Origin of the sequence: Pseudomonas sp. NBB, from assembly GCF_032701105.1 — a bacterium.
GTDB classification, from domain to species: Bacteria; Pseudomonadota; Gammaproteobacteria; order Pseudomonadales; family Pseudomonadaceae; genus Aquipseudomonas; species Aquipseudomonas asiatica.
In genome coordinates this window covers 1,379,702-1,404,300 of sequence record NZ_CP103994.1, presented here as the reverse complement: position 1 = coordinate 1,404,300, position 24,599 = coordinate 1,379,702, and the positions used below count along the sequence as shown (strand labels likewise).

At 61.5% G+C, this 24,599-nt stretch carries 30 protein-coding genes; 1 reads left to right on the top strand and 29 read right to left on the bottom strand.

Annotation, left to right across the window (positions count from 1 at the left end; all coding sequences use genetic code 11):
* Positions 1 to 7: 7 nt before the first annotated feature.
* The 3 genes from NY023_RS06570 to NY023_RS06560 are packed head-to-tail and all read right to left on the bottom strand — an operon-like array spanning position 8 to position 1,181.
* The gene (locus NY023_RS06570) at positions 8 to 283 is read right to left on the bottom strand and encodes a hypothetical protein (RefSeq protein WP_013971331.1); all 276 of its coding nucleotides are present in this window, start codon (positions 281 to 283) and stop codon (positions 8 to 10) included.
* Complete coding sequence (locus tag NY023_RS06565) at positions 280 to 645, bottom strand: hypothetical protein (protein WP_013971330.1); 366 nt, start codon at positions 643 to 645, stop codon at positions 280 to 282. The genes NY023_RS06570 and NY023_RS06565 overlap by 4 nt, the downstream gene beginning before the upstream one ends.
* The gene (locus tag NY023_RS06560) at positions 642 to 1,181 is read right to left on the bottom strand and encodes a glycoside hydrolase family protein (protein ID WP_038409010.1); all 540 of its coding nucleotides are present in this window, start codon (positions 1,179 to 1,181) and stop codon (positions 642 to 644) included. Before NY023_RS06560 ends, NY023_RS06565 begins: the two co-directional genes overlap by 4 nt.
* Positions 1,182 to 1,308: 127 nt before the next feature.
* Here NY023_RS06560 and NY023_RS06555 point away from each other — a divergent pair, with 127 nt between their 5' ends.
* Complete coding sequence (locus tag NY023_RS06555) at positions 1,309 to 2,517, top strand: alpha/beta hydrolase (protein ID WP_013971328.1); 1,209 nt, start codon at positions 1,309 to 1,311, stop codon at positions 2,515 to 2,517.
* Positions 2,518 to 2,568: 51 nt separating this feature from the next.
* Here the strand turns inward: NY023_RS06555 and NY023_RS06550 are convergent, their stop codons facing one another.
* From NY023_RS06550 to NY023_RS06425, 26 genes are all read right to left on the bottom strand, one after another.
* Positions 2,569 to 3,297, bottom strand: a complete 729-nt coding sequence (locus NY023_RS06550; protein ID WP_013971327.1) for a hypothetical protein — start codon at positions 3,295 to 3,297, stop codon at positions 2,569 to 2,571.
* A gap of 52 nt (positions 3,298 to 3,349) precedes the next feature.
* Complete coding sequence (locus NY023_RS06545; RefSeq protein ID WP_013971326.1) at positions 3,350 to 5,668, bottom strand: hypothetical protein; 2,319 nt, start codon at positions 5,666 to 5,668, stop codon at positions 3,350 to 3,352.
* A gap of 67 nt (positions 5,669 to 5,735) precedes the next feature.
* Entirely contained in the window at positions 5,736 to 5,927 is a 192-nt protein-coding gene (locus NY023_RS06540; RefSeq protein WP_038409008.1) for a hypothetical protein, read from the bottom strand.
* 2 nt (positions 5,928 to 5,929) lie between these two features.
* On the bottom strand, positions 5,930 to 6,697 hold the full coding sequence (locus tag NY023_RS06535; RefSeq protein ID WP_013971325.1) for a hypothetical protein: 768 nt from the start codon (positions 6,695 to 6,697) through the stop codon (positions 5,930 to 5,932).
* A gap of 2 nt (positions 6,698 to 6,699) precedes the next feature.
* Entirely contained in the window at positions 6,700 to 7,344 is a 645-nt protein-coding gene (locus NY023_RS06530) for a YmfQ family protein (RefSeq protein ID WP_013971324.1), read from the bottom strand.
* Entirely contained in the window at positions 7,335 to 8,378 is a 1,044-nt protein-coding gene (locus NY023_RS06525) for a baseplate J/gp47 family protein (protein WP_038409005.1), read from the bottom strand. The genes NY023_RS06530 and NY023_RS06525 overlap by 10 nt, the downstream gene beginning before the upstream one ends.
* A complete protein-coding gene (locus tag NY023_RS06520) occupies positions 8,368 to 8,754 on the bottom strand; it encodes a phage GP46 family protein (protein ID WP_013971322.1) in 387 nt (128 codons plus the stop codon). The genes NY023_RS06525 and NY023_RS06520 overlap by 11 nt, the downstream gene beginning before the upstream one ends.
* Entirely contained in the window at positions 8,751 to 9,251 is a 501-nt protein-coding gene (locus NY023_RS06515) for a phage baseplate assembly protein V (protein WP_013971321.1), read from the bottom strand. The genes NY023_RS06520 and NY023_RS06515 overlap by 4 nt, the downstream gene beginning before the upstream one ends.
* Positions 9,252 to 9,259: 8 nt before the next feature.
* Positions 9,260 to 10,369 carry a phage baseplate assembly protein gene (locus tag NY023_RS06510; protein ID WP_013971320.1) on the bottom strand — a complete coding sequence of 370 codons (1,110 nt, stop codon included), beginning with the start codon at positions 10,367 to 10,369 and terminating at the stop codon, positions 9,260 to 9,262.
* Between the two features lie 3 nt (positions 10,370 to 10,372).
* Complete coding sequence (locus NY023_RS06505) at positions 10,373 to 11,635, bottom strand: DNA circularization protein (RefSeq protein ID WP_013971319.1); 1,263 nt, start codon at positions 11,633 to 11,635, stop codon at positions 10,373 to 10,375.
* Positions 11,628 to 13,583, bottom strand: coding sequence for a phage tail tape measure protein (locus NY023_RS06500; protein WP_013971318.1), 1,956 nt, complete (start codon positions 13,581 to 13,583; stop codon positions 11,628 to 11,630). The genes NY023_RS06505 and NY023_RS06500 overlap by 8 nt, the downstream gene beginning before the upstream one ends.
* A gap of 129 nt (positions 13,584 to 13,712) precedes the next feature.
* The gene (locus NY023_RS06495; protein WP_013971317.1) at positions 13,713 to 14,009 is read right to left on the bottom strand and encodes a phage tail assembly protein; all 297 of its coding nucleotides are present in this window, start codon (positions 14,007 to 14,009) and stop codon (positions 13,713 to 13,715) included.
* Positions 14,006 to 14,353, bottom strand: coding sequence for a phage tail tube protein (locus tag NY023_RS06490; RefSeq protein ID WP_013971316.1), 348 nt, complete (start codon positions 14,351 to 14,353; stop codon positions 14,006 to 14,008). Before NY023_RS06490 ends, NY023_RS06495 begins: the two co-directional genes overlap by 4 nt.
* 53 nt (positions 14,354 to 14,406) lie before the next feature.
* Positions 14,407 to 15,894, bottom strand: a complete 1,488-nt coding sequence (locus tag NY023_RS06485) for a phage tail sheath subtilisin-like domain-containing protein (protein ID WP_013971315.1) — start codon at positions 15,892 to 15,894, stop codon at positions 14,407 to 14,409.
* A complete protein-coding gene (locus tag NY023_RS06480; protein ID WP_013971314.1) occupies positions 15,894 to 16,097 on the bottom strand; it encodes a DUF2635 domain-containing protein in 204 nt (67 codons plus the stop codon). The genes NY023_RS06485 and NY023_RS06480 overlap by 1 nt, the downstream gene beginning before the upstream one ends.
* Before the next feature lie 5 nt (positions 16,098 to 16,102).
* Complete coding sequence (locus tag NY023_RS06475; protein WP_013971313.1) at positions 16,103 to 16,696, bottom strand: hypothetical protein; 594 nt, start codon at positions 16,694 to 16,696, stop codon at positions 16,103 to 16,105.
* A gap of 30 nt (positions 16,697 to 16,726) precedes the next feature.
* The gene (locus NY023_RS06470) at positions 16,727 to 17,230 is read right to left on the bottom strand and encodes a hypothetical protein (protein ID WP_038408997.1); all 504 of its coding nucleotides are present in this window, start codon (positions 17,228 to 17,230) and stop codon (positions 16,727 to 16,729) included.
* The gene (locus tag NY023_RS06465) at positions 17,223 to 17,597 is read right to left on the bottom strand and encodes a head-tail adaptor protein (RefSeq protein WP_013971311.1); all 375 of its coding nucleotides are present in this window, start codon (positions 17,595 to 17,597) and stop codon (positions 17,223 to 17,225) included. The genes NY023_RS06470 and NY023_RS06465 overlap by 8 nt, the downstream gene beginning before the upstream one ends.
* A gap of 2 nt (positions 17,598 to 17,599) precedes the next feature.
* Positions 17,600 to 18,151, bottom strand: a complete 552-nt coding sequence (locus NY023_RS06460) for a hypothetical protein (RefSeq protein WP_038408995.1) — start codon at positions 18,149 to 18,151, stop codon at positions 17,600 to 17,602.
* Between the two features lie 2 nt (positions 18,152 to 18,153).
* Entirely contained in the window at positions 18,154 to 18,402 is a 249-nt protein-coding gene (locus NY023_RS06455; protein WP_013971309.1) for a hypothetical protein, read from the bottom strand.
* 52 nt (positions 18,403 to 18,454) lie between these two features.
* Entirely contained in the window at positions 18,455 to 19,768 is a 1,314-nt protein-coding gene (locus NY023_RS06450) for a phage major capsid protein (protein ID WP_038408992.1), read from the bottom strand.
* A gap of 61 nt (positions 19,769 to 19,829) precedes the next feature.
* Positions 19,830 to 20,801 carry a S49 family peptidase gene (locus tag NY023_RS06445; RefSeq protein WP_013971307.1) on the bottom strand — a complete coding sequence of 324 codons (972 nt, stop codon included), beginning with the start codon at positions 20,799 to 20,801 and terminating at the stop codon, positions 19,830 to 19,832.
* On the bottom strand, positions 20,798 to 22,069 hold the full coding sequence (locus NY023_RS06440; RefSeq protein ID WP_013971306.1) for a phage portal protein: 1,272 nt from the start codon (positions 22,067 to 22,069) through the stop codon (positions 20,798 to 20,800). The genes NY023_RS06445 and NY023_RS06440 overlap by 4 nt, the downstream gene beginning before the upstream one ends.
* Positions 22,070 to 22,071: 2 nt before the next feature.
* Entirely contained in the window at positions 22,072 to 22,260 is a 189-nt protein-coding gene (locus NY023_RS06435; protein WP_010954706.1) for a hypothetical protein, read from the bottom strand.
* On the bottom strand, positions 22,257 to 24,065 hold the full coding sequence (locus tag NY023_RS06430; RefSeq protein ID WP_049798433.1) for a terminase large subunit: 1,809 nt from the start codon (positions 24,063 to 24,065) through the stop codon (positions 22,257 to 22,259). Before NY023_RS06430 ends, NY023_RS06435 begins: the two co-directional genes overlap by 4 nt.
* Entirely contained in the window at positions 24,025 to 24,492 is a 468-nt protein-coding gene (locus tag NY023_RS06425; protein WP_038408990.1) for a phage terminase small subunit P27 family, read from the bottom strand. Before NY023_RS06425 ends, NY023_RS06430 begins: the two co-directional genes overlap by 41 nt.
* Positions 24,493 to 24,599 lie beyond the last annotated feature (107 nt).

Genomic DNA, 24,599 nt, shown 5'->3' with positions numbered 1-24,599 from the left:
GCCTAACTCAGCGACACGATCGAACCGCTGCCTCCAGCTGTCGCTCGTACCCGATTCGCTGCCGCCGCTCAGCCAGGAGCGCCCGTACCTTCACCTCCAGGCTGTCCGTCTTGCGCAGGCCGATGGCAGCCCAAGGAGGCTCAGCTACATCTGGCGCGCGGCACGGCACCTGCACCGGCACCTCGACGCGCACGTACTGAACCTGGGGTGACGGCTTGGTCGCGCACCCGGTCAATACCAGGCAGGCCAGTAGGAATATTTTGCGGTTGATCTTGTCGCTCAAAGGGCAAGCTCCTTGTCGATGATCGCGGTGGAAGCCGCGCATTGGTCCCCACCGGTGCGCTCCTTCTGCAGGCGGCTCGCCGCGGCGTAATCAACTTCCGTCCTGGCCTTAGCCTCACCAACCGCCTTTTCCGCCCCAGCTTGGCGAGCGTTCGCCGCCAGTGCCAGGTCGCCCAGAGCCTTGCCCTGCTCCGCTGCGAGGCCGCTAAGGTTGTCTCGGGCGGCCACGCATGCGACCGCTTTCCCTTTGGACTCGTCCAGCAATGGGCGGTAGTGGCCAGCAGCCAACCAGACTCCGCCGGCCCCACCAAACGCAATCAACAGTGCTGCAGCCTGCACTGGCACCAGCAGCTTGCGATTCATGCCGCCATCTCCCCGCCGCAGGCGCTGAACATCGCCAGAAGCTGATCTTGTGGCTTGGCCTCAACCGCCCGCTCCTCCTCGTAGATGCCCAGCAGCTCGGCCAGTTTGTGCTCGCGTTGGCCATAGCCGGCTCCGGGCAAGCTGGCCCAGATCGGCGCGGCTTTGGCGATTGCTTCGGCAATACGGCCGGCCCTGATTAACAGCAGCGCGCCGCACTCCGTCAGCAATTTGATTGCAGCCAGGTCCTGGGCCTCGGGAATGAAGCGACCCTTGAACCCGTAGTTCTTCACGATGGCGTCCCAAGTGCCGGCGAGGAACTGGTACCGGCCAGCAGCAGTGCTGTAGATGCTGTACTTCGGCAGCCACACCTTCACTCTCGGGTGCTTCCCGTAGTCGCTGAACATCTTGCCGCCCACCAGGACGTTGTACCCGTCGTCACTGGCCTTGACAATCGAAGTACCCTCGGACCAGGCCAGCATGTCCAGGAAAGCAATCACGTTTACGCCGCCGGCATCCGCGACAGAAATTCGGGCCATGGTTTTCTCCAGGCAAAAAGAAGCCCGCACTGGGCGGGCTGGAAATTGAGTCGATGTGGCAGTGCATGCTCTGCACTAGCTACGAGAACGCTTGTATACTTCGGTATTTCGCGCGAGAAGGGACAACATGCGAAGCACTTCCATTCCTCTGGATTTCCCCGATTCAGACGAGGTCATCTACGCGTCGGAGAACCTCGTAGCGATCTACTGCCCCGCATCAGAAACTCCATCGAGGCAACTGGTGGTTGCTTTCCATGCGTTGCAGCTTACGCAATATCTGGACTTGCCTCGCAAGGGCCAGAGCCGCGAGACCCTCCGGGCTGCAGGGCTTGATGCGGTCCAGGTCATCCCTCGCGGCAATCAGTGGTATCAGTACGACGATATCGACGAGATGATCTTGGCAGTTCGCAACATCTCCGATAGATATCAGGAGGTCGTGGCATACGGTCAGTCTATGGGCGCCTACGCAGCCATTCACACCTCCGCAGCCCTTCGACCGGCGAAGGTTCTGGCGATTTGCCCGCAGTTTTCGGTAGATCCGACTCGGATTGCTTTCGACTCAGGCTTCAAAGTGCTAGCTGCTGATATCAGCTTTGTCCGGGATGACATTTCCAAAAATGCCAGCACAGAAACAGAGTTTGTCATAGCATTTGATCAGCTTTATCAAATCGACAATAACCACTACAAAGAATACGAAAAGAACCTGAAAAATCTGTATCGGCTCAGAATGCCCTTCTGTGGCCATGGGGTCAGCGAGTCACTCAAGCATGCCGGGATGATACCCGGGTATTTGCTAGCCCTGATTACTGACGGCAAATCCCATATCAATACAGTGCGCCAGCAATTCAGGCGAAACCGCCACCACGTCCCCACGTACATGGATGCCATGAAGCTGAAGATGGCTCAGTGGCATACTCGCAACAAAAATCTCGCGGAAGCCAGCCGCCACGCATTCTCCCTGTACGAATCGACCAAGCTCTTTTCCTCATTACAGGTTTTCTGCGAAGCAGCGGAAAAAGCAGGCACTCCAGAACAAGCCGCATCAAGATGGTTTTTCGCTATTAGCTCCCTGGGTAGCGATGCCCCTTCTCTGGCGTACGTGCGCGCAGCGAAGTTTTCTAGGCTGAGCGGGGAGATGCAAGTAGCCAAGTCTACGTGCTTGTCCGGCCTTAAGAAATTCCACAAAGACTTCGGCATCATGCGGGAGCTTCTAGATATCCATATCGAGCAGCAAAACCTGATCGAGGCAAGGCGATTGGCGCAGCACATGAAGGACGTACACGGAAATAAAGCGGCAGGCGTGCTCAAAAACAGGAAGTCCGTGCTTTTGGCTTAGTTGTTCAGCTCATGGCGCCCCGTTAGGGGGCGCTAGTGAAACCACCCTTTTTTAGGCAGCAGCAGCCGCCTCAAGGAGCATTGTCTCAAACGCGACGAGGTCCTCGCCCTTCAGGGCGGTCTCGAACGCTGCGAAAGCATTGGTCGACATCGCTCGCGTGGCGATGGCTCGCCCGGTGCCAGCGGTACGCATGCCCCCCATCATCAGCTCCTTGTGCAGACTCACAGTCTTTATGGCTGCGACTGTGCTCGAATACATTTCAATGCCGTTGTAGCGGATGCTGAGCTTACCTGCCCCACGGTCGAACACGATCACCACTGCGGTCAGCTTGTCAGCGCTCAACTTGATGGGCCAAGTGGCCGCTACCGATGAAGCGATGGCAATTGTTCCGAAGACAAATGAGGCCAGGCCGGTTGGACTGACGTCAGAGTAGATTCCCCACGGTGCCGGAACTGAAGTGTTCAGCTCAGTTTCGGTGAAGCTGCCAAAGGTGATGTCCATGCCGCACACGCAGCCGACCGTGAACGATCCGGAGGTATCGAACCCTGGCATGGTCAAAGTGTTCGCCAGGGCATTGATTTTGTATCCCTTCTTCCCGTTCACCATCGTGACGAAGTTGGCCCCTGGCTGAGAAAGTCCGTAGCTCGGAATCACGCCATCATTCATGCGATCAAGGATTACGCCAGTCGAGACATCCCATTCGAACAGGCCTGGCCAGTGTTTGAGGCCGGCGATATTGGACACGGCAATTTCAGCCTCGGTAACGTCGAGCTTAGGCATACCTGCGACCGGGGCGGAACCAGGGAAAATCAGAATAGAGCGAGCCATATTTTCAAATCTCCAAAGTGATCGAGAAGGCGCAAAGCCAGTTGTAGAGAGGCGTCATGTCGTAGCGCGAAGAGTCGCGAAGGTCGGTGTCACGAATACAGCCACGCCGGCCGTTACCGGTCTGTGGCGAATTTAAGGTGGGCTGCAAGGCGTAAGTCAGGACCGTGTCGGCGGCAATGGCTGTAGTCGCGGTGATTACGATAGAAACACCGTCAGCACCCATTGCCACGGTGCCGATGGTGCCCGCCGACAGCTGGAAACCGTAGTTGCCTGGGTCACTAACGATGGCCGTGTCGATCGCCAGCTTCCCAATCGGGCCAGGCGTGCCAGCATTGCCATCCGGGAGGTTGTTCAGGCGCAGCGTGATCTTCGTGCCCGATACAACTGCCGACATGACCTTGAGCGGCTGCCACTTGCCGCTGACTTGGGTCAAGCGCTCGGCACGAGCTTCCAGCTCACCCATCTTCATGTAACCAGGCCCCTGCATGTGGTAGGTGTCCCAGAAGGGATAGGCATACTTCGGCCCGACCATGACGACGTTCGGGTTCTCGTTGTGCGCCTGCAACTGGGCCAAGGGGATCTGCGGAATGGTGCCAGGGTCGCCCGTGAGCATCTGCGAGATGAACGCCACCGGGGGTACGGCCTGACCGGTGATCGCGACGATGTCACCTCGGTAGTCACTCACCCATTCGGCCATCATCGCCACGTACTCAGCCTGGGTGGTGTTGCTCTGGCTTTCCCCATGCACGATGGAGATGCTGGGCACTACATAGTCAAGCCCCATGCTCTCAGCAATGGCTTTGGCGGTGGTCACCTGCGAGATGGCGTTGGTGTAGGTGGTGGTGCCCTTCTTGATGCCGGCGTAGGCCGTGCCGCCGAGCGCAGATACGCTGTACAGCATCTGGGGCGAAACAGAGGTCGTGCGCTCATGCCACTTGCGCGTTGCCAGCATGTAGGAGGTGGCCGGGGTTTCGCCCAGAACACCGGCAACATATTCGCGAACAGGTTCAAATGCCGTAGTTCCTTCCCATGCGGACGGTCTAGGGCCACCGGCGAGGGTCCACAGCTTGTCGGCGTAGCCAGGCGGCGTCCAGGGCGAGAACAAGTTCCCGCGAATGCCATTGATTACATAATCCCCGTTAGGGTCAGGGATAATGCCGCGAGAGCCCAAGGCAAGACTTTGTCCCGTTGAGAGCTTGTGAATCAGCACCTTGCCATCGCGCAATGCTCGACCATCCTGAGTGATGGTGTAGGGCACCAACCCGCCGCTCGTCACCTTGAGCGCCCTGATAATATCGAAGTCGGTGCTCTGCGCAGCGAACCATTCACCATCGTGGGTGATCTGCTTCGCACCGTCTGGGCCATACGACCATACCTGCCCGCCGCTGATCGCAGCGTATCGCTTAGGCGCGGTACTCTGGCTCTGCTGCTCCATCAGCTTGGCATCAAAGTTGACAACGGGCTCGACGGGGGCATTCGAGCTGCCCGACTCCAACATCACCGAGTTACCGGAAACAAGAACCACTTCCGAGGTAAAGTGTCGGCTTCTTGGCCGTAGCAGCGAGATCATCGGCAGCATCTGGGTGTCACCGACCATAGGGACGGTGCCCCGACGCCCCTCACGACCGCGCGGTAGTTTTTGGTGGACACCAAACAACACCTGCGCGCCATCCACTGCGAAGACAAGCTTATCTTTACCGCTGTTTTTTCCACGCGGCCGGTTCATGACACTCACTTCCTTGCGCAGCGCGGTGAGTTTTGAGTCCATTGCCGGCTGATCTTCTAGCTTGCGCCATCCACCGGTTCCAGTTGCGCCAACCTTGTCATACCAACCATTGTTACCAGGGATCTCATCACTGGTTACAACCGCCCTTACTTCCGCATCTGGCTCAAGATCGGCCAACATCAACAGCACGGTCCGATACGACTTGACCGTTTTATTAATCGCCGACGCACTGGGGTACTTTTTGCGCTCTTCCGCTGCACCATTAACGTTCTCATAAAGAATCAAATATTCTTTATCTGCTGCGCTGGGCACGCTGAAATACGCACCGTTGACGGTCTTTTGTTGACCAATCGCAATCGTACTGTAGGTGCCGCTCCCGGTGATCTGCGAAGCCACATCGACAAGAACTTCTGTAACTTTCTCCTGCGCCTGCGCGGCCTGCTTGGCCAATGTGGGCAGCGGCCCGGACTCGGTTAATACATCCAGCGTTTCATCACCGTGGATGTACTCATGCTGCAATTGTGCAGCGGCCCCAGACTTTATAGCCGCCTCGGACATTTGCCCGGCATAAGCCTCAAGCGCCGAAATATCAGTCATTTACCTTTCTCCAGGCATCAAAAAACCCGCCGCGGCGGGTTTGGGTCAAACGATTTGAGCAGGCTCGTTACGCGTCACGCTCTACGGCCGTTGGATCGCCAGCATCATCGGCGGCGAGCTGTTTACCATTACGCAAAACGTCATCCATCAATGCTTCATGACGCTCATTCGTGAGCGGCCGAAGATCATCAGGTGCGTCATCGCACGGAACATCGGAATGGAAGAACGCCAGTCGCGACGGGCTGAAGAAGTACCCCATGATCAGTTCCCTTTGGCATGCCAGGTGTAGGCGGTTGAGGTGTTACCGCCCGAGTTGAGGATGGTCACCGAAGAGTTCGTCCACCGCAGGATGCGTACAATATTGCCCTCGGCCGGCGAATCCTCCATGTTGGTCAGCCCCACATACCTGCATGCGGTAGGGAAGCTCACCGGGAAGGGTATCGTCTGCTCATTGGGGCCTGCCGCCATGTTGAACACACCGTACTGTTGGACTGCGCCGGTTGAGCCATCGCGCTCCCACGACGCCGAGCTGCCGAATCCAGCCGTATTGAGATCTTGCTTGGTGCTCAGGCGACTTTCAGTCTCGCTTTTGGTGTAAGCATCACCGATGCCATAGCCGGCCAAGGTGATGGCGTTGTTCGCCTTGCTATTCAGCAGCGTGTTGATTTCGGTCTTGGTGTAGGCATCAGTGATGCCGTAACCACCCAGCGTGATCGCCCAGTTGGCTTTTTGCGACAGCAGGTAGTCCGTCTGCACCTTGGTGTAGGCATCAAGAATGCCGTACCCCGCCAAAGTGGTGGCCTTGAGCGCGAAGTTGGCGACCATCTTCTGCGCCGCTTTCAACATCTGGGCGTTGTCGTCTTTGTCCAGGGCCGGCAGGTAAGCTAGGATAAAATTGCACAGCTCATCCTGAACCATGTTGAGCCATTCAGCCTTGAGGGGCGTAGGCGCCACACCGCCCACCAGCGAGCCGTAACGGTAGGCACCGGCCGGGGTGGCCAGGTCCGTCCATGCGGAAATCTTCTGCATCGTCAAAGGTCCTTGTTACCGCCCACCGCTGCGGGGGCGACGTAATGAATGGCGTTGAACAGCTGGTCAATCTTCTCGAGAATCCCCTGCACCACCTCCAAGCCGAAGCCCATGCGCACATCGGTATATTCGGGCGCCTCCAGCTGCAGACGGCAATCCAGCGCGGCGGCCTCGACTGTGCCAAAGTGGTCGATAGGCACTTGGACCTGCCACGCCCACGGCCAGCCATCGCCGTAGAGGAAGTCGCCAGCCACGGCCGGCCCCACGCGCGGCGGCCGAAACTCGGCAATCTGCGCCTCGACACCGGCTTGATCCGCCAGGCTCAGGTAATACGAGCGCTGCGGGGCACCCGTCGCGGTCAGCTTGTTGATGACCGCCTGCCGGCGTTCTTCCAGCGTTTGCGAGCCGGGCACCGTGCAGGCATCCGGCAAGCCGAGATACGCCTCCCAGTCCGGCAGCAGCCACGTCACCGTGGCCGGGTTCTGCTCAAGGGAAAGCTGTGCCCCCGCCGCGTCGACGCGGGCCAGCTCCGGGGCAGAACCGTCAATCAGCTGAGCAACATCCGGCTGCAGCTCGGCATCAAACGCCGGCCCCGGGGGGAACAGCTGCTGCAGCTGGTCGCGGTAATCGTCCTCACTCATAGCCATGTGATGTCCCCCAGCGTGCCCATTTCATTGGTGGCCACCAGCACATCCGCCGCCGGGGTCGGCAGTTCATGATCGGTTTCCCCTGGGGTGTTACTGATCGCGGAGCGAATATGCGTGCGATACAGCCTTGACCCCGGCCCGGCCTCATCCGCGATCAAGGTGGCCAGTGACTTGCGCACCTCTTCGCGCAACGCCCCACTGTCGGGGGTCAGCTTGACAGTGAAGTCGATGACCCGATTGATCGGTGCGAAGGCATAGACCTCCGCAGTGACTGGGCGCTTGGCGTCCAGATAAGCCTGCACCTCAGCCACCTTTTCAGCGCTGGGGAAAATGTCCTCATCACCGTCGCACACGAACATCAGGCCAAACGTACCAGGCCCCATCCAGCGCGACAGCGCCCAGGCGCGGGTCACACCTGGAACCTCCCGCGCCCACTCTTCAAAGTCGGCACCGCTGCCTACCTTGCTCGGGTTCTGGAACGCTGCCTGGACTCGCGTACGCAGCTGCTCGATCTCTTCCTGATCGGCACCGCCGGCCAAGCCGCCGGCGCCAATGATGGCCTCAGGATTCACAGCCAAGGCAGGGCTGACGGCGGTCAGCTTGCCCGACTCGACGTTACCCAAGGCGCCAGGTTCTTCGGCGCGCACCGGCACCTGCGCCGTACCGCCCACCAGACGCGTCGTTACGGTCACGACGTAGCGGCGGCCGTCCTGATGCTGGTAGACCATATCGGCATCCACCAGGGCGTTATTAGCGCCGCTGACGACAATGAGGCCTGCGGCTGGAACAGCCGCCTTGCGCCCGTCCTTTAGGCGCCATTCAGCCCATTTCAGCAGCATCTCTTCATCGCAGGTCGCCGGGTGGGACTGCCGCGCGATCCACTCCTGATGGCCGTACAGGCCGTAGGCGGCACCACTCAGCACCCGCGAAGCCACCTTGGCGTCAGAACGGCGCAGCGCGTCCGGGGCATTGCGCTCAAAATCCGATTGGGTGCGCGTGATCAGCGCGGGAAGCGTCGGCATCTCATACGGCATTGATCAGACTCCAGGTGTCTTCAAAAGCAAGCTTGAGGGTTTCCCCGTTCAGCTCTGTCAGCAGCACCACCAGGTTGAGCCGGTCATTACCCAAGCGCTCCGCCGTTACCGTCACGGTGGTGACAATGTCGTCATCGGTCATCCAGCGCAGCGCCTCTTCGGCGTACTCCCGCGCATCGCGCAGGGTGTCATCGGTCAGCGTGCGGCGGCGCAGCAGATACAGCCGCGAACCGATCTGATCGCCGGCCTCGCTCGGCGCACAGTCGCCCCACCACCCCTGCCGGTCGGCATCGTCCAGCGCGTCGTCGGCAGCCGCGCGCCGCCAGCTGAACAAGCTGATGGTCACAGCACGGCGCAGCAGGGGTTCGCGGCTCATTCGCCACCGCCCACCGGTTTGCCGGATTGACCCGGCCCGGGCATGACCCCCTCATGGGGGTGGTTAATCTGGCTGACACCGCCCGCCACTTGATCACCGGCAGACTCGATCCGGCCAGTGGTGTTGATCAACGGGCTATCGAACTCCACCGCCTGGCTGGCCTTGATCCGCAGCGTCTGGGTTTCCATCTCGATGACCCGGCCACGCTTGAGCACAACCCGGTCGCCTTCGTCGGTGTACAAGGCCACTTCACCGCTCTTCAGGCCGGGCAGGCGGTAACGCCGATCCGATACCACCAGCACCACGCCGTGGCTGCGGTCACCGATAAAGCCAGCCAAGGCCTCGGCGCCTTCAAGCGGGCAGGATGTAAACCCGTAGGGCTCCAGGTGTTCCATGTCGTCTTTCACTTCGCCGGCCGTGATGCGTAACTGCAGGCTCTGCAGCTTGCGCGTGGCGTTGGCCAGCACCACCACACCACGGGCCAATACGCCCGCCATTGGGTTTCTCATGGCTTGTAGTCCGCAGGAATGAGGTATTCAAAGTTGTCGGTCTTCTTGCCCTTCTTGAGCTTGCGGCTCTCGTAGGCGTCGTTCGGCTCGGGCAGGAAGCCGTCAGGCGGCGCCACAGTGACCTTGCACACGGTCCCCGACTCGCCCAGCTCGTAGTTGATTTCACTGATCAGCATGTCGCGGTCCAGGCCGATCAGCGGGTCAATCACCCGCACGATCATGTTGTGCCGCCACAACGCCCCGTTGCTCTGGCGCCACCCCTGTACCACGTAGTTCAGGGTCAAGGCGCGGCTGATCGCATTGGCCCGCTCCCAATCCACCCGTGCCCGTGCCATCGCCGGGGTCATCTGCCCGGACTGGTGAATCACCTTGACCCGGCGCCGCGTCACGCGGTCATCCGCCAGCGTTGCTTCCACCTCGCTGGCCGCCGTGCCGAAAGTCGTGTCGGTGCCACTGCGCTGGCCCCGGCTGATGTATTCGGAGAACACATTGGAGAAATCCAGATTGGTGTCACCCGACAGGATGTTCTTGCCCAGTTCCAAGTTGTCGACGGCACGGCCGGCAGTACCCGGGGTGGCAATCACAAGGCGACCACGGCCATCGTCCGTGCTGAACAGCCGCGACAGGGTCAGTAGCCGGTCGATGCTCTCGAAAGCGGTTTCCCCAGGCTCGATGGTGTGGTCATCAAGGCCGAGGGTGACCGCCGCTTCGTTTACCACCTTGATGCCGTACTCGCCGGCCAAGGCCTCGACAATCTTCTGCACGCTCTGTCCGCGCCACTGGCCGGGCGAGTTGACCGCCGCACAATCCACCAGGTCGGCGGTCTTCGAACGCCCGGAAATGCTCAGGGTGATCGAGTGGGCGTCGTAGCGGATCGGCGTACTGAACACGTACCCGGTCAGCACCAGGTCGTTGCCAATACGCACCTCGACCGTTTCACCCTGCTGGATACGCACCGGCATTTCGCCGCTACCCGGCCACTTCCAGGTAACGCCAACGCTGAAGTCACGGGCCTGCCGCTCAAGCCCGGCGCTGATGCTGACATCTTTCCAACCCCCATAGTCATGCGCGCCAACGCTGAGGGTGACGGTGTTGTCTGGCTCCATGGCTTAACTCTTGGCGACTTGCAGTTCGATGGCAGGCACGAAGCCCGGGTGGCGGATCTTGTTACGCGTAACGATTTCACTGCCGCGCAGGGCGTCGCCGTACAACCGGTGAGCCAGCACCAGGGATGGCACCGCCAGCCGCGGCCGATAGGGATGCAACCACACCCCGCTACGGGCCACATCGGTCAGATGCCGGTCCAAGGCCTGCCGCGCGTCACTGAGAACGCCGAAGTGATCCGGCTGGCTGTCCTCGGCAATGGTCCACATCGCCTCGCTGATCGCGTCCCTGACGGCCAGAATGTCGTCAGCTACCGGAACCCCGGCATCCATCACACTGCCTGACGTCACAGTCGCACCCTGCTGCTCCAGCTGGACACTGAGCGCGGCCGGCTGCTCGATGCTGCGCACGCTGGCCACAGGCACTTCGGCCATGTCCAGCAGAAGGTCGACCAGCGCGGCATCCTGCACTAGGCCAATCACCGCCGACTGGATCAACGCAGTATCAGGGTCATCGGTGGCCACGCGCGTGGCCGACAGTGCCGTGATCGCCTCGGCCTTGGCCTTGGACGACTGCAGCGACGAACCGGTCGAACCGTAGCCGCTGAACCAGCGCTCAATACTGGCAATGTCACTCAACAGGCTGGCTGCCAAGGCGCCTGGGGCATTGATCAGTGACTGCACCAAGGCCCCGATATCCGCCACCAGCGAGGTCAGCGGCTTGAGGAAGTTGATGGCGAAGGCATACGCACTGGCGATGGCACGGCGCACCTTGTTGACCTGCTGTCGCGCCCAGTTAACCTTGGCCATCACCGCCGCAAAGCGCGCCTTGATCGACTCCAGCAAGGTCGGCACATGCGCCGCCAGTTGCCGACGGGTGTTGACCCGCTGCACCGGGAAAGCCAGCGCGCCGTCGATGAACGCCAGGTTGAACCGCACCATGCCCAGCTCGAAACGGGAATGGGAGATTTCGCAATCCCCCGCCGTGACGGTCAGGCGCCCGAACCAAGGGTGCACCAGCTCGCCCGGACCCGGCGTATCCAGCGCAGCCAGCAGTCGGTCACGCTGGCTGATGAAGTCCGGGCCGATGATGAAACCGTCGAACTTGTATTCACGGGTCTGCCGGCCCATGTCCTCCACCAGCGGCTGGTCGCGCTTGGGGTATTCGTGCAGCTGGGTGCGCCGGCCGACCGGCACGCTGTCGCTGTCGACCCAGAACGGCACGCCGCGAAACGACGCCTCGCGGCGAAGATCGCGCCATTCACTCATTGGTGCCTCCCATCGTTCGGTAGCCAACCTTCGGGGTCACCGACAGGCCAGGCTGGTTGGTCTTCACCTTCTCTACCCGCAGACCCGGCGGCGGGTTGTCGAACGTCATGCGCAGCTCGCCTTCCAGCTGCGGCTTAGCGCTGACCTGAGCCGAGTGGCGCAACAGGGCGCCAGGCTCAGGCATCTGGCCAGAGGCTCGCAACAGCCCACCAGGCGCTGGCAGCGGCTCTGGAGCCCGCAACAGCGCGCCTGGACTCACCCCGAACGCCTGGTTGCGGGCGGCTTGTGCGCCCTGCGCCACCTGAACAGCATTGGCCTGCACCAGGGCGCCAGTACCACCGGCGACCGAGTTGAGCGCTTTCTGCTCGTCGGCCAGGCGTTGCACCCGCACCGTCAGGCTTTCGCCATCTCCCCCACCGAACAGCTTTAGCAGCGGCTCCAGGTACGGACTGACCCGATCCCATAGCCCCTTAAACCACCCCACAATCGGCTCCCAGTTCTTCATGATCAGGGTCAGCGGGGTCCAGGCGAACATGCCTTTCAGAAATTCCACGAACGGCGTGGTGTAGGCCTTTATCAGGTCCCACAGGGCGCCGAAGAACGGCCCTACCTTCTCCCAGTTGGCGACGATAAGGCCGGCCGCCGCTGCGATACCCACGGCAATGAGGCCAATCGGGGTGGCGGCAAATGCCACGCCGAGTACCCGCGTGGCCACGGTCGCTGCAAACACTGCGGCGCGCAGCGCCGTGAAGGCCGCCCCAGCGATGACGATGCCGCGCACCAGCTGCGGGTTGTCGCTGATCATCTGCGCCACCTGGCTGATCCATGGGCGCAGCTTGTCGAGTACGGCGTTGATACCGGGCAACAACGCATTGCCGATAGCCCTGGCCGCGCTGTCCACGCCGTTGCGCAGCAGCTGCAGGTTGTTGGCTGTGGTCGCAGCCCGCGACGAATACTCCTGTTCCATGGAGCCGGCGAACTGCTGCGCGTCACTGACCTTTTCCAGGTTGCCGCGCAACAGCTCCAGATTGGTCAGCAGCGGCGTGATGGCCCCAATGGACTCGGTGCCGAACAGCTCGGCCAGCAGTGCCGGTCGCTTCGCCGCGTTGACCTGGCCAATCCGCTTGAGCAGATCCAGCATGGTGCCCTGGGCATCCTTCTGCATGTTCTCGGCCACCGTCTTGGAATCCAGCCGCAGCGACTTGTACGCCTGCGCCTGGGACTTCGTGGCAGCCGTGCCCTTGGTCATGGCCAGCATGAAGTTCTTGATACCGGTAGCCGCCACGTCCTGTTTGACGCCCACACCGGCCATGGTTGCGCCGATGGCGGCGACCTGTGCCGACGACAGGCCTGCGACTTCGCCCAGTGCGCCGACTTCGGTGACGATGCCGGAGATCTGCTTGGTGGTGGCCGGGCCGGTGTTGCCCAGGTAGTTGATCCGGTCGGCCAAGGCCACCACCTCGCCCTGGTTCATGCGAAAGGCAGTGCGCCATTTGGCCATCATGTCGCCGCTTTCGTCGGCAGTCTGGTCAAAGGCAATGCCCATCTTGACCGCCGATTCGGCGAAACTCAGCAGCTCATCCCGGGCGATGCCAGACTGACCACCGGCTGCGACGATCTTGGCGATGTCGGTCGCCGCCATGGGCAAGCGCTCGGACAAACGCCCGATGTCGTCACCCATTTCCTTAAACTGGGTCGGCGTGTCGAAGTTCACCACCTTGCGCACGTCGGCCATCTGCGACTCGAAGTCGATGGCAGCCCGCGCGCCGGCAATGAATGGGGCCGCCATCGCCCCGCCGGTGATGATGTCGCTCCAGCCGATCTTCCCGAGGCCGGTGCTCTCCAGGTTCTTGCGGAACGTGGAGATGTTCTTGCGCACGCCCGCCAAGGTCGGCGAGAGCTTGTCGACGCCGGTGATCAGCGCCTTGAGCTGGAACTTGTCAGCCATCCTCCCCCCTCAGCGTTTCCGCGATGCGCTGGCTATGCGCGGTGGCTTCCAAGATCACGTCCAGGGTGCGGCCCATGACCTGCTCCGGGTCTGACTTCCAGAACCAGGCCAGGTCGTAGGCTGTGGCGATCAGGCCGTCAACGTCGCTGATGCCGGCGCCAAGAAAAAACCGGCGACGGTCCAGGCGGCGTTGTTCAGGTCCGCCAGGTCCAGCTGGTTGACCGATGAGGTCGGGATGGCGGCGCAGACGGCGATGTACTTGGCGGCCACGTCCATGTCGAGCGACACGGCCTCGTCCTTGTCCATCTTGTACGGCAGCGCCTTGATGTTTCGCACCTCCTGCACCGTGGGCCGGCGTAGCTCGAGCTGGGTGACGTCCGCGCCGTGCGCCTGGATCGGCGCCGACAGCTTGATGACTTCGGTCATTGCCACACCCCCTTGGTGCCTTCCCACTTGAGATCGATGGTGCCGTCATCGCCCTTGGCCGCCGGCTCGTCGACTAGGTAAGCGCCGGACAGCACATAGACGCGGCCATTGCCGAGCTCGGCCGTGATCGTTGCGTCGGTTGCTCCGGTGATCTGCGCGATCGGCAAATCAGGGTCATCGACCACCGTGGCCTGGACATAGGGCACCCGGTCCTCTTCCTTGAAGAAGCCCGGCGCGACGGATTCGCGCTTGACGTCACTGAGCGGACATTCAACCCCACCCGTGACAGTGAATTGGGCGCCGTCAGCCTTGATGAAGACGGTGCCTGCGACTTTTTTGCCCATGGGCAACTCCTACAAAAAGGCCCGCACACGGCGGGCCTTGGTGGGTGGTTCAGTTACGACGCCGCGTACTGCAGGCGGAACTGGTACTGCAGCGCGAGCACGCGCAGCTGGTTCACCAGGTCCGGCGGATACAGCACATCCAGACGGGTCGGATCAGTGGCCGAACGCTCCACCACCAGGTACTTGGCGAACAGTTCAGCGTTCTCAGTGATGCCCATCGACTCCAGAACGTAGTAACCGGCGATCAGTTCGGCGCGGATCACATTCGGCGTGACGATGGCCTGGCCAGCGCCGAAGCGCGTGCCGTCATCGGCCAGCTTGTGCCGCCCGTACTTGCTGGTGACCCGACCCTTGAGGAAGTTGATGATGTAGGCCGACTGATGCAGCGTTTCGCTGTCCAAGAACGAGTTGTCCGGCTGGCCCAGGGCATTCTGCTGGTAGGTGGTAATGCCGCGCTCGATGCGCTGCGCCCCACCACTGCTGTAGCCGGTGGCAATGCCATGGGTCAGCAGCGATTGCCGCTCGGTCAAAGTGAAGCGATCCCCCGACGGCGCCGGGGTAATGCCGTTCAGCTCGCCGGTTTGCGTCGGCCTGGCCGGGTCCGCCGAGATGAACACGGCGGTGCGCGCGGCATAGCTGGCGGCCTGGCGCCACACCGGGTCCGGGCATTCCGGCTCGAAGCCGTACACGGTCATGTGCGGGTCGTTGCGGGCACTGCCCAAGGCCACCAGCTCGCCCAGCGTGCCACGGCAGGCCGAGTAGACATGGCCGTACAGTTGCCGCGACCAGCTCCAGCGGCCGCTGCTGTCGTCCATGAAGCCTTTCCAGGCATCCAGTGAGGTGGCATCGGTCCACGGCGCACAGATGAACTCAAACGGCTCGTCGCCGAGCACCGACAGCGCTTCGGCCACGTCCGGCGAACCGACCCCGCCGGCCATCGCCGTGACAGTCACGACCAGGCCGGCCGGGGTCATCTCGCCATTGCTGCGCCCTTGGCGGTTCAGCTCCAGCTGAATGTCGTTGCCGCTGAGGCCGGACCAGCGACAGGTCAAGGTCACGTCACCGGTGGCGGTGGTCGCCGAAACACCCAGGCCGGCGGCGTTGACCGCTGCTGCCAGCGCGGTGGCCACTGCCGCCGCCGACGCCCCACTGGCCACCGTGGCGCGCACGCGCTGGCCACCGACGTACAAATTGATCTGCCCGCCGGCCGTGGTGGTACCGGTAATGGCTACCTTGCCGGTGGCCTTGGTGCCGGTCGCCTTGATGGGCAGGCACCACACCTCGCCCACCAGGTCGATGCGGCGCCAGGTCTCGTACATGTCGGCCAGCATCGAACCGACGCCGCCAATGGTCTTGGCCAGACTGAGGTCCGACACCAGCGTCAGCTTGCCGATTTCCGGGGCGTCGGCATCGTCGTTGACCTGACCGACCAGCAGGCGCAGCAAACTGCCGCTCGCGCTGTTGGCCTGGCTGTTATCGACCTCGGCATAGAACAGCGGCACACGCAGGTCGCTGGGGATGGTATTGAAACTGACGGCCATTATTCAGCGCTCCCGGTGGTGGCCGGCGCCTTGGTCGAAGCCTTGGCAGCAGCAGATTTCTTGTCGGTTACATCGCCCGCGCGCAGGCGACGCAACCAGTAGGCATCGCGCGGCACTTCGCGCCCGGCGGCAGGCAGCGTGCCGCCCAGCTCCGGGTCGGGCACGACGCGGCCCTCCACCGGATACACGGTGATTCGAGTCATGGGGATTACCCTTGTGGTAGTTCGGTGGAAAAGCGCACTTCGACCCGACCATCAGGCCCAGGCGAGGTGTGGTTGGGGTCTTTCGGGTCAAGGCTGTCCAGGCTGAAATCGATGCCCTTCAGCGGCGGGAGGCCGTCAAGCTCAAACTCGTGCCAGGTTTCGGCGGGGTCACTGCCGCGGTTGCGGCCCAGCTGGAAGCCAGCCGAGAAACTGAAGCGGTAGACCACCCGAGCACGGTTGATCAGCACCAACCCGCCACCGTCGTAGACGATGGGGTCGTACTCCTCACCAGGCCGCCAGCCGACCAAGGCCCGCCACAGCTCCTTGCGAAAGTCGTGCAGCAGGTCGGCGGCCTGCTGGCCGCGCTCGTCCTTGGTGTCCATGGCGAACACCACCTCAAAGCGATCCTCGATGTCCTGGGTAACTGCGTTCTGCGCCTTGTTCTCGCCGGCTTTGTCATCAGCGGCGATCACATAGGCCGAGGGGTTCTTCAGCAGCGTGGACGAGCTGACGGCATCGAGGTCGATGCCGCCCGAGATTCTGTCGGCCAGGCTCGGGCAGTACTCGCGCAGGTGCGCGATGACGGGTGAGATTTTCATGCTGGTTTACCGGCCCGGCGGGCCTGCTGGTCAGCGCAACGCGGCGGCGAAGGCTGCTTTGAGGATCGACTGGACCTGATCTTTTTCGTCCTGCAGGGCGTCTTCCATGTAGTTGGCCCGCGGCGCGATGCGCCATCCGCTTGCGGCCCGCTCTGCGAGAGCGGCGGCACGTTCGCCCTTGCCACGGCGCTTGCCGGATGCGAGCCCGCGAACACGAGCCCCCTGCTTCACGCCGTAATGCAGGTAGGTCGGGTAGTAGTCCTTCATGGACGAGGTCTTGCGCGGCGCAATCTTCACCAGGAAACCCGCCCGGGAGACCTTGAACGTGATCGACTCGACGGTCCTGCCGGTTCGACTGACCGGGTAGTTGTCTTTCCCACGGGCCAAAGCAAGGTTCAGCTGGGCACGGCGACTGACCAGACGGCCAGCCTTGCGCATCCCTTTCCTGATCTGCTTCTTGTCGAAGATTTCACGCCCGAACTGGTCGAAGCCCTCGATGTGCAAATAGCCGTCAATGGAAGCCGAGTTAGCCATAGAGCCCCCCTTCCTCTTGCTGCTGGCCGAGCTCTTCAACTTCAATCAAGGTGAAGCGCTTACCTGCACCCCAGGGTGCGCAGCGCTTGACGCGGTAAATCGCGCCTCCCGCCACCACTTCATGCGAGGTCGTGATGCCGCCCAGCAGTCGAACCCACACCCGATGCGTGATCTTGTCGTCCGTTTGGACGCTGTCGGTGTAGACCGCTGTGCCGACGGCGCGGATCTTGGCCCAGCGGTGGCGAGGCTGGGTGAATACCGCATCCAGATCTGCGTCTTCAACAGGCAGATCTTCGCGCAGCCGAATAGTGATGCGCCGGTCCAGCTCGCCGGATTCCGGCTCGCGTGTGCCTATCGAACTAGCCATGTTCAGAACCTCGGCGGAACAGTGATATCCGCCAGTAAGTGGTCGACAAAACCCGAAGGAACCTCGGTCAGCGTTTGGCCAACAATCAACAGCCCGCGCTGGGCGAATGCCGTTTCGGCAGCCATCAGCAGCCAGCTCACAACCCCAGGGTGCGCCTCTAGATCGACGCCTGCGCGGTAGCGAATGCGCAGGCGTCCTTCTGGTCGGCCGGATGGAAATGCCAGGTAGCTTTCCTTGTCACCTTGAATGAGCTCAACCGCACCAGTGAATTCCACCGGTGGGCCAGCAGCGCCGAGCAGCATGACGGATTCGACAGCGACCACCTGGCCAACATCGAGATGGTGTCCTGAGGGATAGTGCGCCGGCCAATCTTCCTCGTAGCTCGCCTCTCGTATGGCCGCGCCCGTCCTCGACTCGCCCTGCGCTGTAACGCCTGGGATGATGATCTGATTGATCAGCGCGGGCTGCAGATCTTCTGGTTCAGCGCGGCACTGAAAGGCAACTTGCTCCAACGTCAACACGGGCTCCCCCGTGTAAGCGATGCGGCGAGCCATGATCAGGGCTTGCCGTCAGAGCCTGCCGAATCATCGGGCTTGCCCGCAGCGGCGGAGGCATCGGCACCGCCATCTTTGCCCGCTGCACTGCCGCTGGCCACCCCGGACTTGCCTTTCTTCGCCTGCTTGCCCGCCTCACTGGCATAACCCGCCTCCACCAAACCTTCGGCTACAGCGGCGTCAAAGCCGGCGGTTTCGCCAGCGGCATAGCCGCGCCAGTTTTTTTCAAAAGTAACAATGACTTTGGTCATGGGATGCTCCCGGATATTGGAAAGGAAGGCCCGGCGTACCGGGCGTACTGCGTTACAGGGAGCTACCCCATTTGACATCGGTCATCACTGCGACCGATTCGACATGGCGCGGACCGAAGTCGTGCTTGGCGATTACGCGAACCAGGGTCTGGTCACGCTGGAATGCGCTGATGACGTTGCCGCTGCCGTCTTTGTAGGTTGCTTCCTTGCTGAAATCGATGACCATGGCATCGTCTTCGCCGATGAAGCAGTCGGCAAAGTCCGCGAAGTGGATCTCCGAAGCATCGCCCTCGGCCCCCAGGTTGATGGGGATCTGAGTAGTCGAGCCGACCGGGAAGCCCTTCAACAGGTTCATGTCCAGTTCCGGGTAAGCTTTGTTGCCGTTGCCATCACGCAGCGCAGCCAGCCAGCGCTTGGTCCGCGGCGCCATGACAAAGCCCGGAGAGGTCATGTTGGAGTTTGCGTTCTCCAGGCGCAGGATCAATGCGGAAAGCGCATTCTCCACCGCCTGCAGGGTGATCTCTGCAGGTGCGGCAAAGACGTTGAAGGACGGCGCCCAGAAACGCAGACCTTTTGGCAGGTTTCCGGTGCCGGCGCCACGCAGGAAGGACAGGTCCTCTGCCAGTGCCACGGAGGCAGTGAGATCGTTCACCACCAGGCGGTCTACGTTGGGGTTGGTACCCGAGTACCCCAGCAGGTCGTTGCTGATCGGAACCAGTGCCGCCAGCTTCTTCGACGACAATTTGAGGTCGTCGAACTGCATATCGGTGGCAGGCATATCCTCTTCAGTACCGATGTACCCCACCACCGCACCGCCCTTGATGCGCGGAACAGTGAGATTGCCACTTTCCAGTGGCAGCGAAACCGCCCCGAGCTTGCGAACCACCGACTTTGGCCGGAGCAGCTCGATGACTTCGCTAGAGAAGCTCTGCGGCACCAGCACCCCGCCGGCGCCTGGGGTTACGGTGCTGAGCGCCATGGCGATTTCAGGGTTGTAGCCCGAGTCGGCGGCCAACTTCGCGGCTGCCTGTTGATCGCCACGGGAAGCGGCCAGCACGCGGACCATCTGCGCCATGTTGGCACCCGGCACCGGCTTGGCGGTGAAAGGGCCGCTGATATTGCTGGGCGGGCCATTGATGCCTTGGGCGCTTTCATTTACCGGCACGGCACTGGTCGTGGCCATACGCTCAGCGGCCTCGGCACGCGCGAGCTTGTCGGTCAGCGCATTGAATTGATTGCTGAGTTGCTCGAACTGGGCCAGTTGCTCGGCACTGAGCGCAGTGCCGGCCGCTTCGATCTGGGCAAGCGCCTGGATCGAGCTATTGATAGTGGCGCGTTCGCTACGCAATTGAGTTACGAGGGACATGCTGCCTCCTGGGCATAAAAAAACCGCCATCAGGCGGTTGTGGTCACTGCCGCGAACGCGGTCAGAGTTGGGACTGAATGGCAAAGGCCGAGGCCCGCACGCTGATGCGCTGCTGTGTCTGTGGTCCTTGCCGCTGCGCACGGCTGAGGGCAACGGCGCGCGAGAGGTTGTCCACCGCAAGTTGCGGCGATTCCAGGCGGTCCGCCAGGCCGATGGCGATGGCAGAAGCGCCGCGATAGCAGGCAGCCTCGGTGGCGATGATGTCTGCAACATCACGGCCGCGATATTCGGCAACGTGGGTCGTGAACAGCTGATAACTTTCTTGCACGACTTCGTTAAGCACCTGCAGCGATTGCTCGGTAATCGGCTCGTTCGGGCTCAGATCGTTCTTGTGCGCCCCGGCAAAAACGGTTGTGACCTTCACGCCCATGCCTTCGATCATCTTCGAGCGGTCCATGTGGCTGGCCACCACGCCGATGGACCCTACACCGGAGGTCAGGCTGACCACGACTTCAGTACAAGCAGACGCAATCAGGTATCCCCCCGAGTAGGCCATGAAGTTAACCAGGCCGGTGATTGGCTTGATCTTGGTCGCGGCGCGAATGTCCGCCGCCAGCTCGAAAGCGCCGACTGCGCTGCCACCTGGACTGTCAATGTCGAGAACAATGTGCTCGACCATGGGGTCGGTGATTGCCTTATTCAGGGCTGCTCGCAGCCCTTCGTAGCTGGTCATGGTCTCGCAGGCGTTCAAGTGGCTGCCGCGACTCACCAGAACGCCATGAACGGGGATCACCTCCACGCCCGTCTGAGCGATGGCGGCGCGGCGCTGTTCTTCGCGGCGATCCTGCTCGGTCTGGTAGTCTTCATCGTCACAGAACATCGATGGATTAGCAGCGGCGCCGCTCATGTTCAGATTTACGATGTTCAGGCTCATGGTCTGGTTCGCCCAGCGCACTGCCAGGTCCAGCATGCCGGGTGTAGTCAGTAGCGGCTGGTTGAACAGCAAGCTGGCAGCGCGCAAATGTCGTTTCATGCGGCAAGCATCCTCAGGATGTCGTCACGCTGCTGTTCCAGCTGGGCGCGGACGTTGGGGTTAGTCATGTCGGGCAGGCCGTTGGCCACATCGGCCATGTTGAGCGGCTGCAGATAACTGTCGCCGCTGGCAACGGGCGGCATGTTTTCCAGGCGCCGGATGTCGTTGATCGACAACCATCCCCACTGCCTGCCAATTGCATAGGCGTCGTAGCGGCTTTTTTGGTCGCCGCGCAGCAGGCCAGACAGGTTGAACTCGATGAAGTAATCCCGCCGCTCCGACGGCAGCAGGAAATCGCGCATCATGGCCTGCTCGTGGCGCTTCACCCAGGGCATCAGGGCGAAGATCACGTACTGGATCAACAGCTGTTCAAGGCTGTTGTAGCTGGCCTTCTCCAGCTCGTTAATCATGTGCGGCGGAATCTTGTAGATTCGGGCGATATCGAGCCCGGTGGCCTTGAGGATGCCCAGCAGCTCGGCGTCGACGTTGTTCATCGACACGGCCTTGAAGGTCATGCCTTCCTGCAACATCGCGACCTTTTTCGCGTTGTCGATCCCCGAGAACTTGTTGCCCCACTGATCGAGGATGCGGTCAATACTGGACTGCTCCTTGATCGGCGGTGCCTCTTTCGGGCGCTCAATGACACCACTCACCGCAGTGCCGTTGGCAAATGACTTGCCCGCGTACTGCCTCACAGCCTGCGCCAGGCCAACGGCATCGGCGTGCAGCTCAACAGGAGAGAGGCCGGTGTAATGGTTCTTCGTATGCCAGCGCACATGATGAATCAGCCGCATGGGTAGCGGATCGTGCCCGCCAATGCGGTACACGGGACGTAGATCGCCTCCTTTGAGCACCACCACCTTGTCGTTCCGCAGCGGATAGAGGGCCTTCACCGAGCCGTCGTCGTTGCGCTCGATGAAGCTGTAGCAGTTCCCTCGCAGCCCCAAGGCGAGCTGGCCCGATTCTCGGTACTCATAAGGGGTTTGCCAGGGATTCGGCTGATAGCGCAGAACATCATAGAGCGGATGAGCCGTTGCCGATTCACGCTTGCCGTCACCCAGCCGGCGATACAGCTCAAGTGGTAACTGGCCCACGCTCTCCGCCAGCAGCGTGACACACGTCTGCAAGACAGTGATCGCCAACGCGGTGTCCGGGGTCACCGTCACTCCGGCTGCGGAGCGGCTAGACCCTACCCCGCGCCGCCAAAAACTGCTGCCACCATCCGAAACAAGCCCTTCATTGGCGCCAAGAAGATTGCTGAAGAACATAATCAGCCTCCCTCTGGGCTGGGTTTGAGAGGTACTCGGGCTGCGGCTTTGTCGGCCAGCCAGGCCCAGCCGATCAAGCCTAATCCGGCAGAAATGAGCGCAGCGGGCACATGGATCAGGGCGATCCCGGCGACCAGCAGGCCGAAGCCAACCAGCCCGGCAACCCACGCAGCGATTGCAATGGTGTTCAAACCCCTACTCCTTCGTCGTAAATGGAACTGCCGCTACTGCCGGAAGACACTGCCCCACTGATGCCGGTCGCCATGATCGCGGCAATGATTCCGTCAATTCGGCCCGTTGCCTTCGCCTTGTCGGCCTTTCGGTTGTTTGCCGGATCGGAAACAATCACCGCGTTACCGGCGCACCAGGTCATTACTGGATTGCCATCGTGCCGCAGAGACTCCACGGCCTCGGCCGGCAGAGCATCATCGAAGAACTCCGCCGTGCCACCCTCTTCTTCTGATTGCTGCTCGATCATGCCGAGCAGGCGCCGCTCAAACTCGTCTACCGCCGGCCCCATATCCTTGAAGCCCTGCCCGAACTCAACGAGCTCAGGCAGTGTGATGTCGTACTCGGTCATCAGCTGCCGCATGTCTTCAATGCGCCAACGGTCAAAGGCGATCTTGTCCACCTGGAAGAAGTCACAGATGGTCTGGAGTCGACGCAACACATGCAGCTTGCTGATGGCACGCCCTGGCGTTGTTTCTAGATCTCGCGATTTAACCCACGCCGCGTAGGGCACCTTGTCGCGGGCTTCGCGCTTGTCGAGTTCGTGGTCGGGAATCCAGAAATACGGCAACAGCCGCCAGTGAGGATCCTCGTAGGTCGGGTAGAAGAGCAGGACAAATGATGTCAGGTCCGTCGTACTGGACAGGTCCAGTCCGCCAACGCTGGGGCGATTGCGTAGCAGCGACATCGGTACGCGTTCTTCAGCCTGGCTCCAGACATCCCAGGAGATCCACGGTGACTCAGCACCGGTCCATTCGCAGAAGTTGAGGCGCCGCACCATCGCTTCTTTGCTCGGCATCCCGCGAGCTTCGGTCACCTGTTCGCGCAAGTACTTCATGCCCGGAAGATCAGCATCCTGCAGCGAAGGGTTCGACTTGAACCAGCAGCTTTCGTCCTGAATCGGATCATCACCCTCGTCCAGCGAACAGATATAGGCGAAGAATCCGTCATCAGTGAGCGCCCCAGATGCAACCCGGGAGCCATACTCGTGGTATTCCCAGCAAGGGCCGCGCTTGTTCGAGCCGCTGTTGGTGATCATGAAAATGAGCGCCTGCTTCCGGCTCTTGGTGCCGGCGCGCATCATCTCCACGACCATGTTGGTCTTGTGCTCGTGCACTTCGTCGATCAGCGCCATGTGTGGCCGCGGACCAGACTGACCATCGTCCGAGCTGATCGGTCTGAAAAACGATCCTGACTTGAGATAGGCCAAGTTCCAGATATTCTGGCCGGTGCCGCTGCAGACCAGGCGCTTGGTCAACTCAGGCGATTGCTGCACCATCGCCACAGCATCCCGGAACAGGATCATGGCCTGATCTTTCTTGGTCGCGGCAGCGTAGATCTCGGCGCGGGCCTCGTTGTCCGCGATCAGTCCGGTCAGCCCCACCCCGGCGGCCAGGGGCGACTTGCCTGAACCCTTACCGCTCTCGACGTAAACGACCCGGAAGCGGCGATAACCATCACTCGACTTCCACCCGAAGATGCTGCCCACGATGAATTTCTGCCAGGGCAACAGCTCGAACGGCAGCCCTTCAAACTCTCCACCGTTCAACTTGAGGACGGTGCGATAGAAGCGAATAGCTTTGTTGGCCGCAGCCAAATCCCAGGTCAGCCCTCGCTTTGGCCCTTCCTCCAGATCCCGCAGGTGACGCGCGCACGCATTTCGAATATCTGGCCCCGCGACGCGCTCACCGGAATGCACTTCCTTGGCGTACTGAGTCGCTGGGTCGTCAACCGAAGAACTCCGCGAACTGGTCTTCTTTTGGCTCATCGTCTTTTACTTGCACCTTGGATCGCGCGGCCGGGGTCAGGCCGAACTCGACCAGGTAGCTTTTGAAGCGGCGGTCTACGTCCGCAAGCATGGCCACCGCCGGGTTCGCCTTGAGCACCAGTTCGCCCTGGGTGCTGGTGGTTTCGTATGTGCGCCCCTGCTCGTCTATCACGTCACGTAGGGCAAGGATTTCGGAGTAGCAGTCGCAGAGGCGCTCAAGCGCAAAGCCATCGGCTTCGGTAAGCACGCCCATGCGGTCAAGCAGCACCGTGAGCCGCCCCCACGCCACCTGGCCATCAGAGCTCAAGTGGTCGGGGGCGCTGGGAATGCGCTTGGCTGGCTGAGGCTCGTTCTTGTTGATCGGGCGCTTACCGGGATTCCCTCTGACAAGCTTCAGCTCCGTCGGTGTGGGTCGTCTCCCGGCCATTTTCTGCTCTCAAAAAAATCATTTCATTTCGCGGTTTTGCGCACGGAGGAGGGCGATCGGTCAGGAAAGATTTCCGGAGAAACATTTTCACCCCCCCTACCCATTTC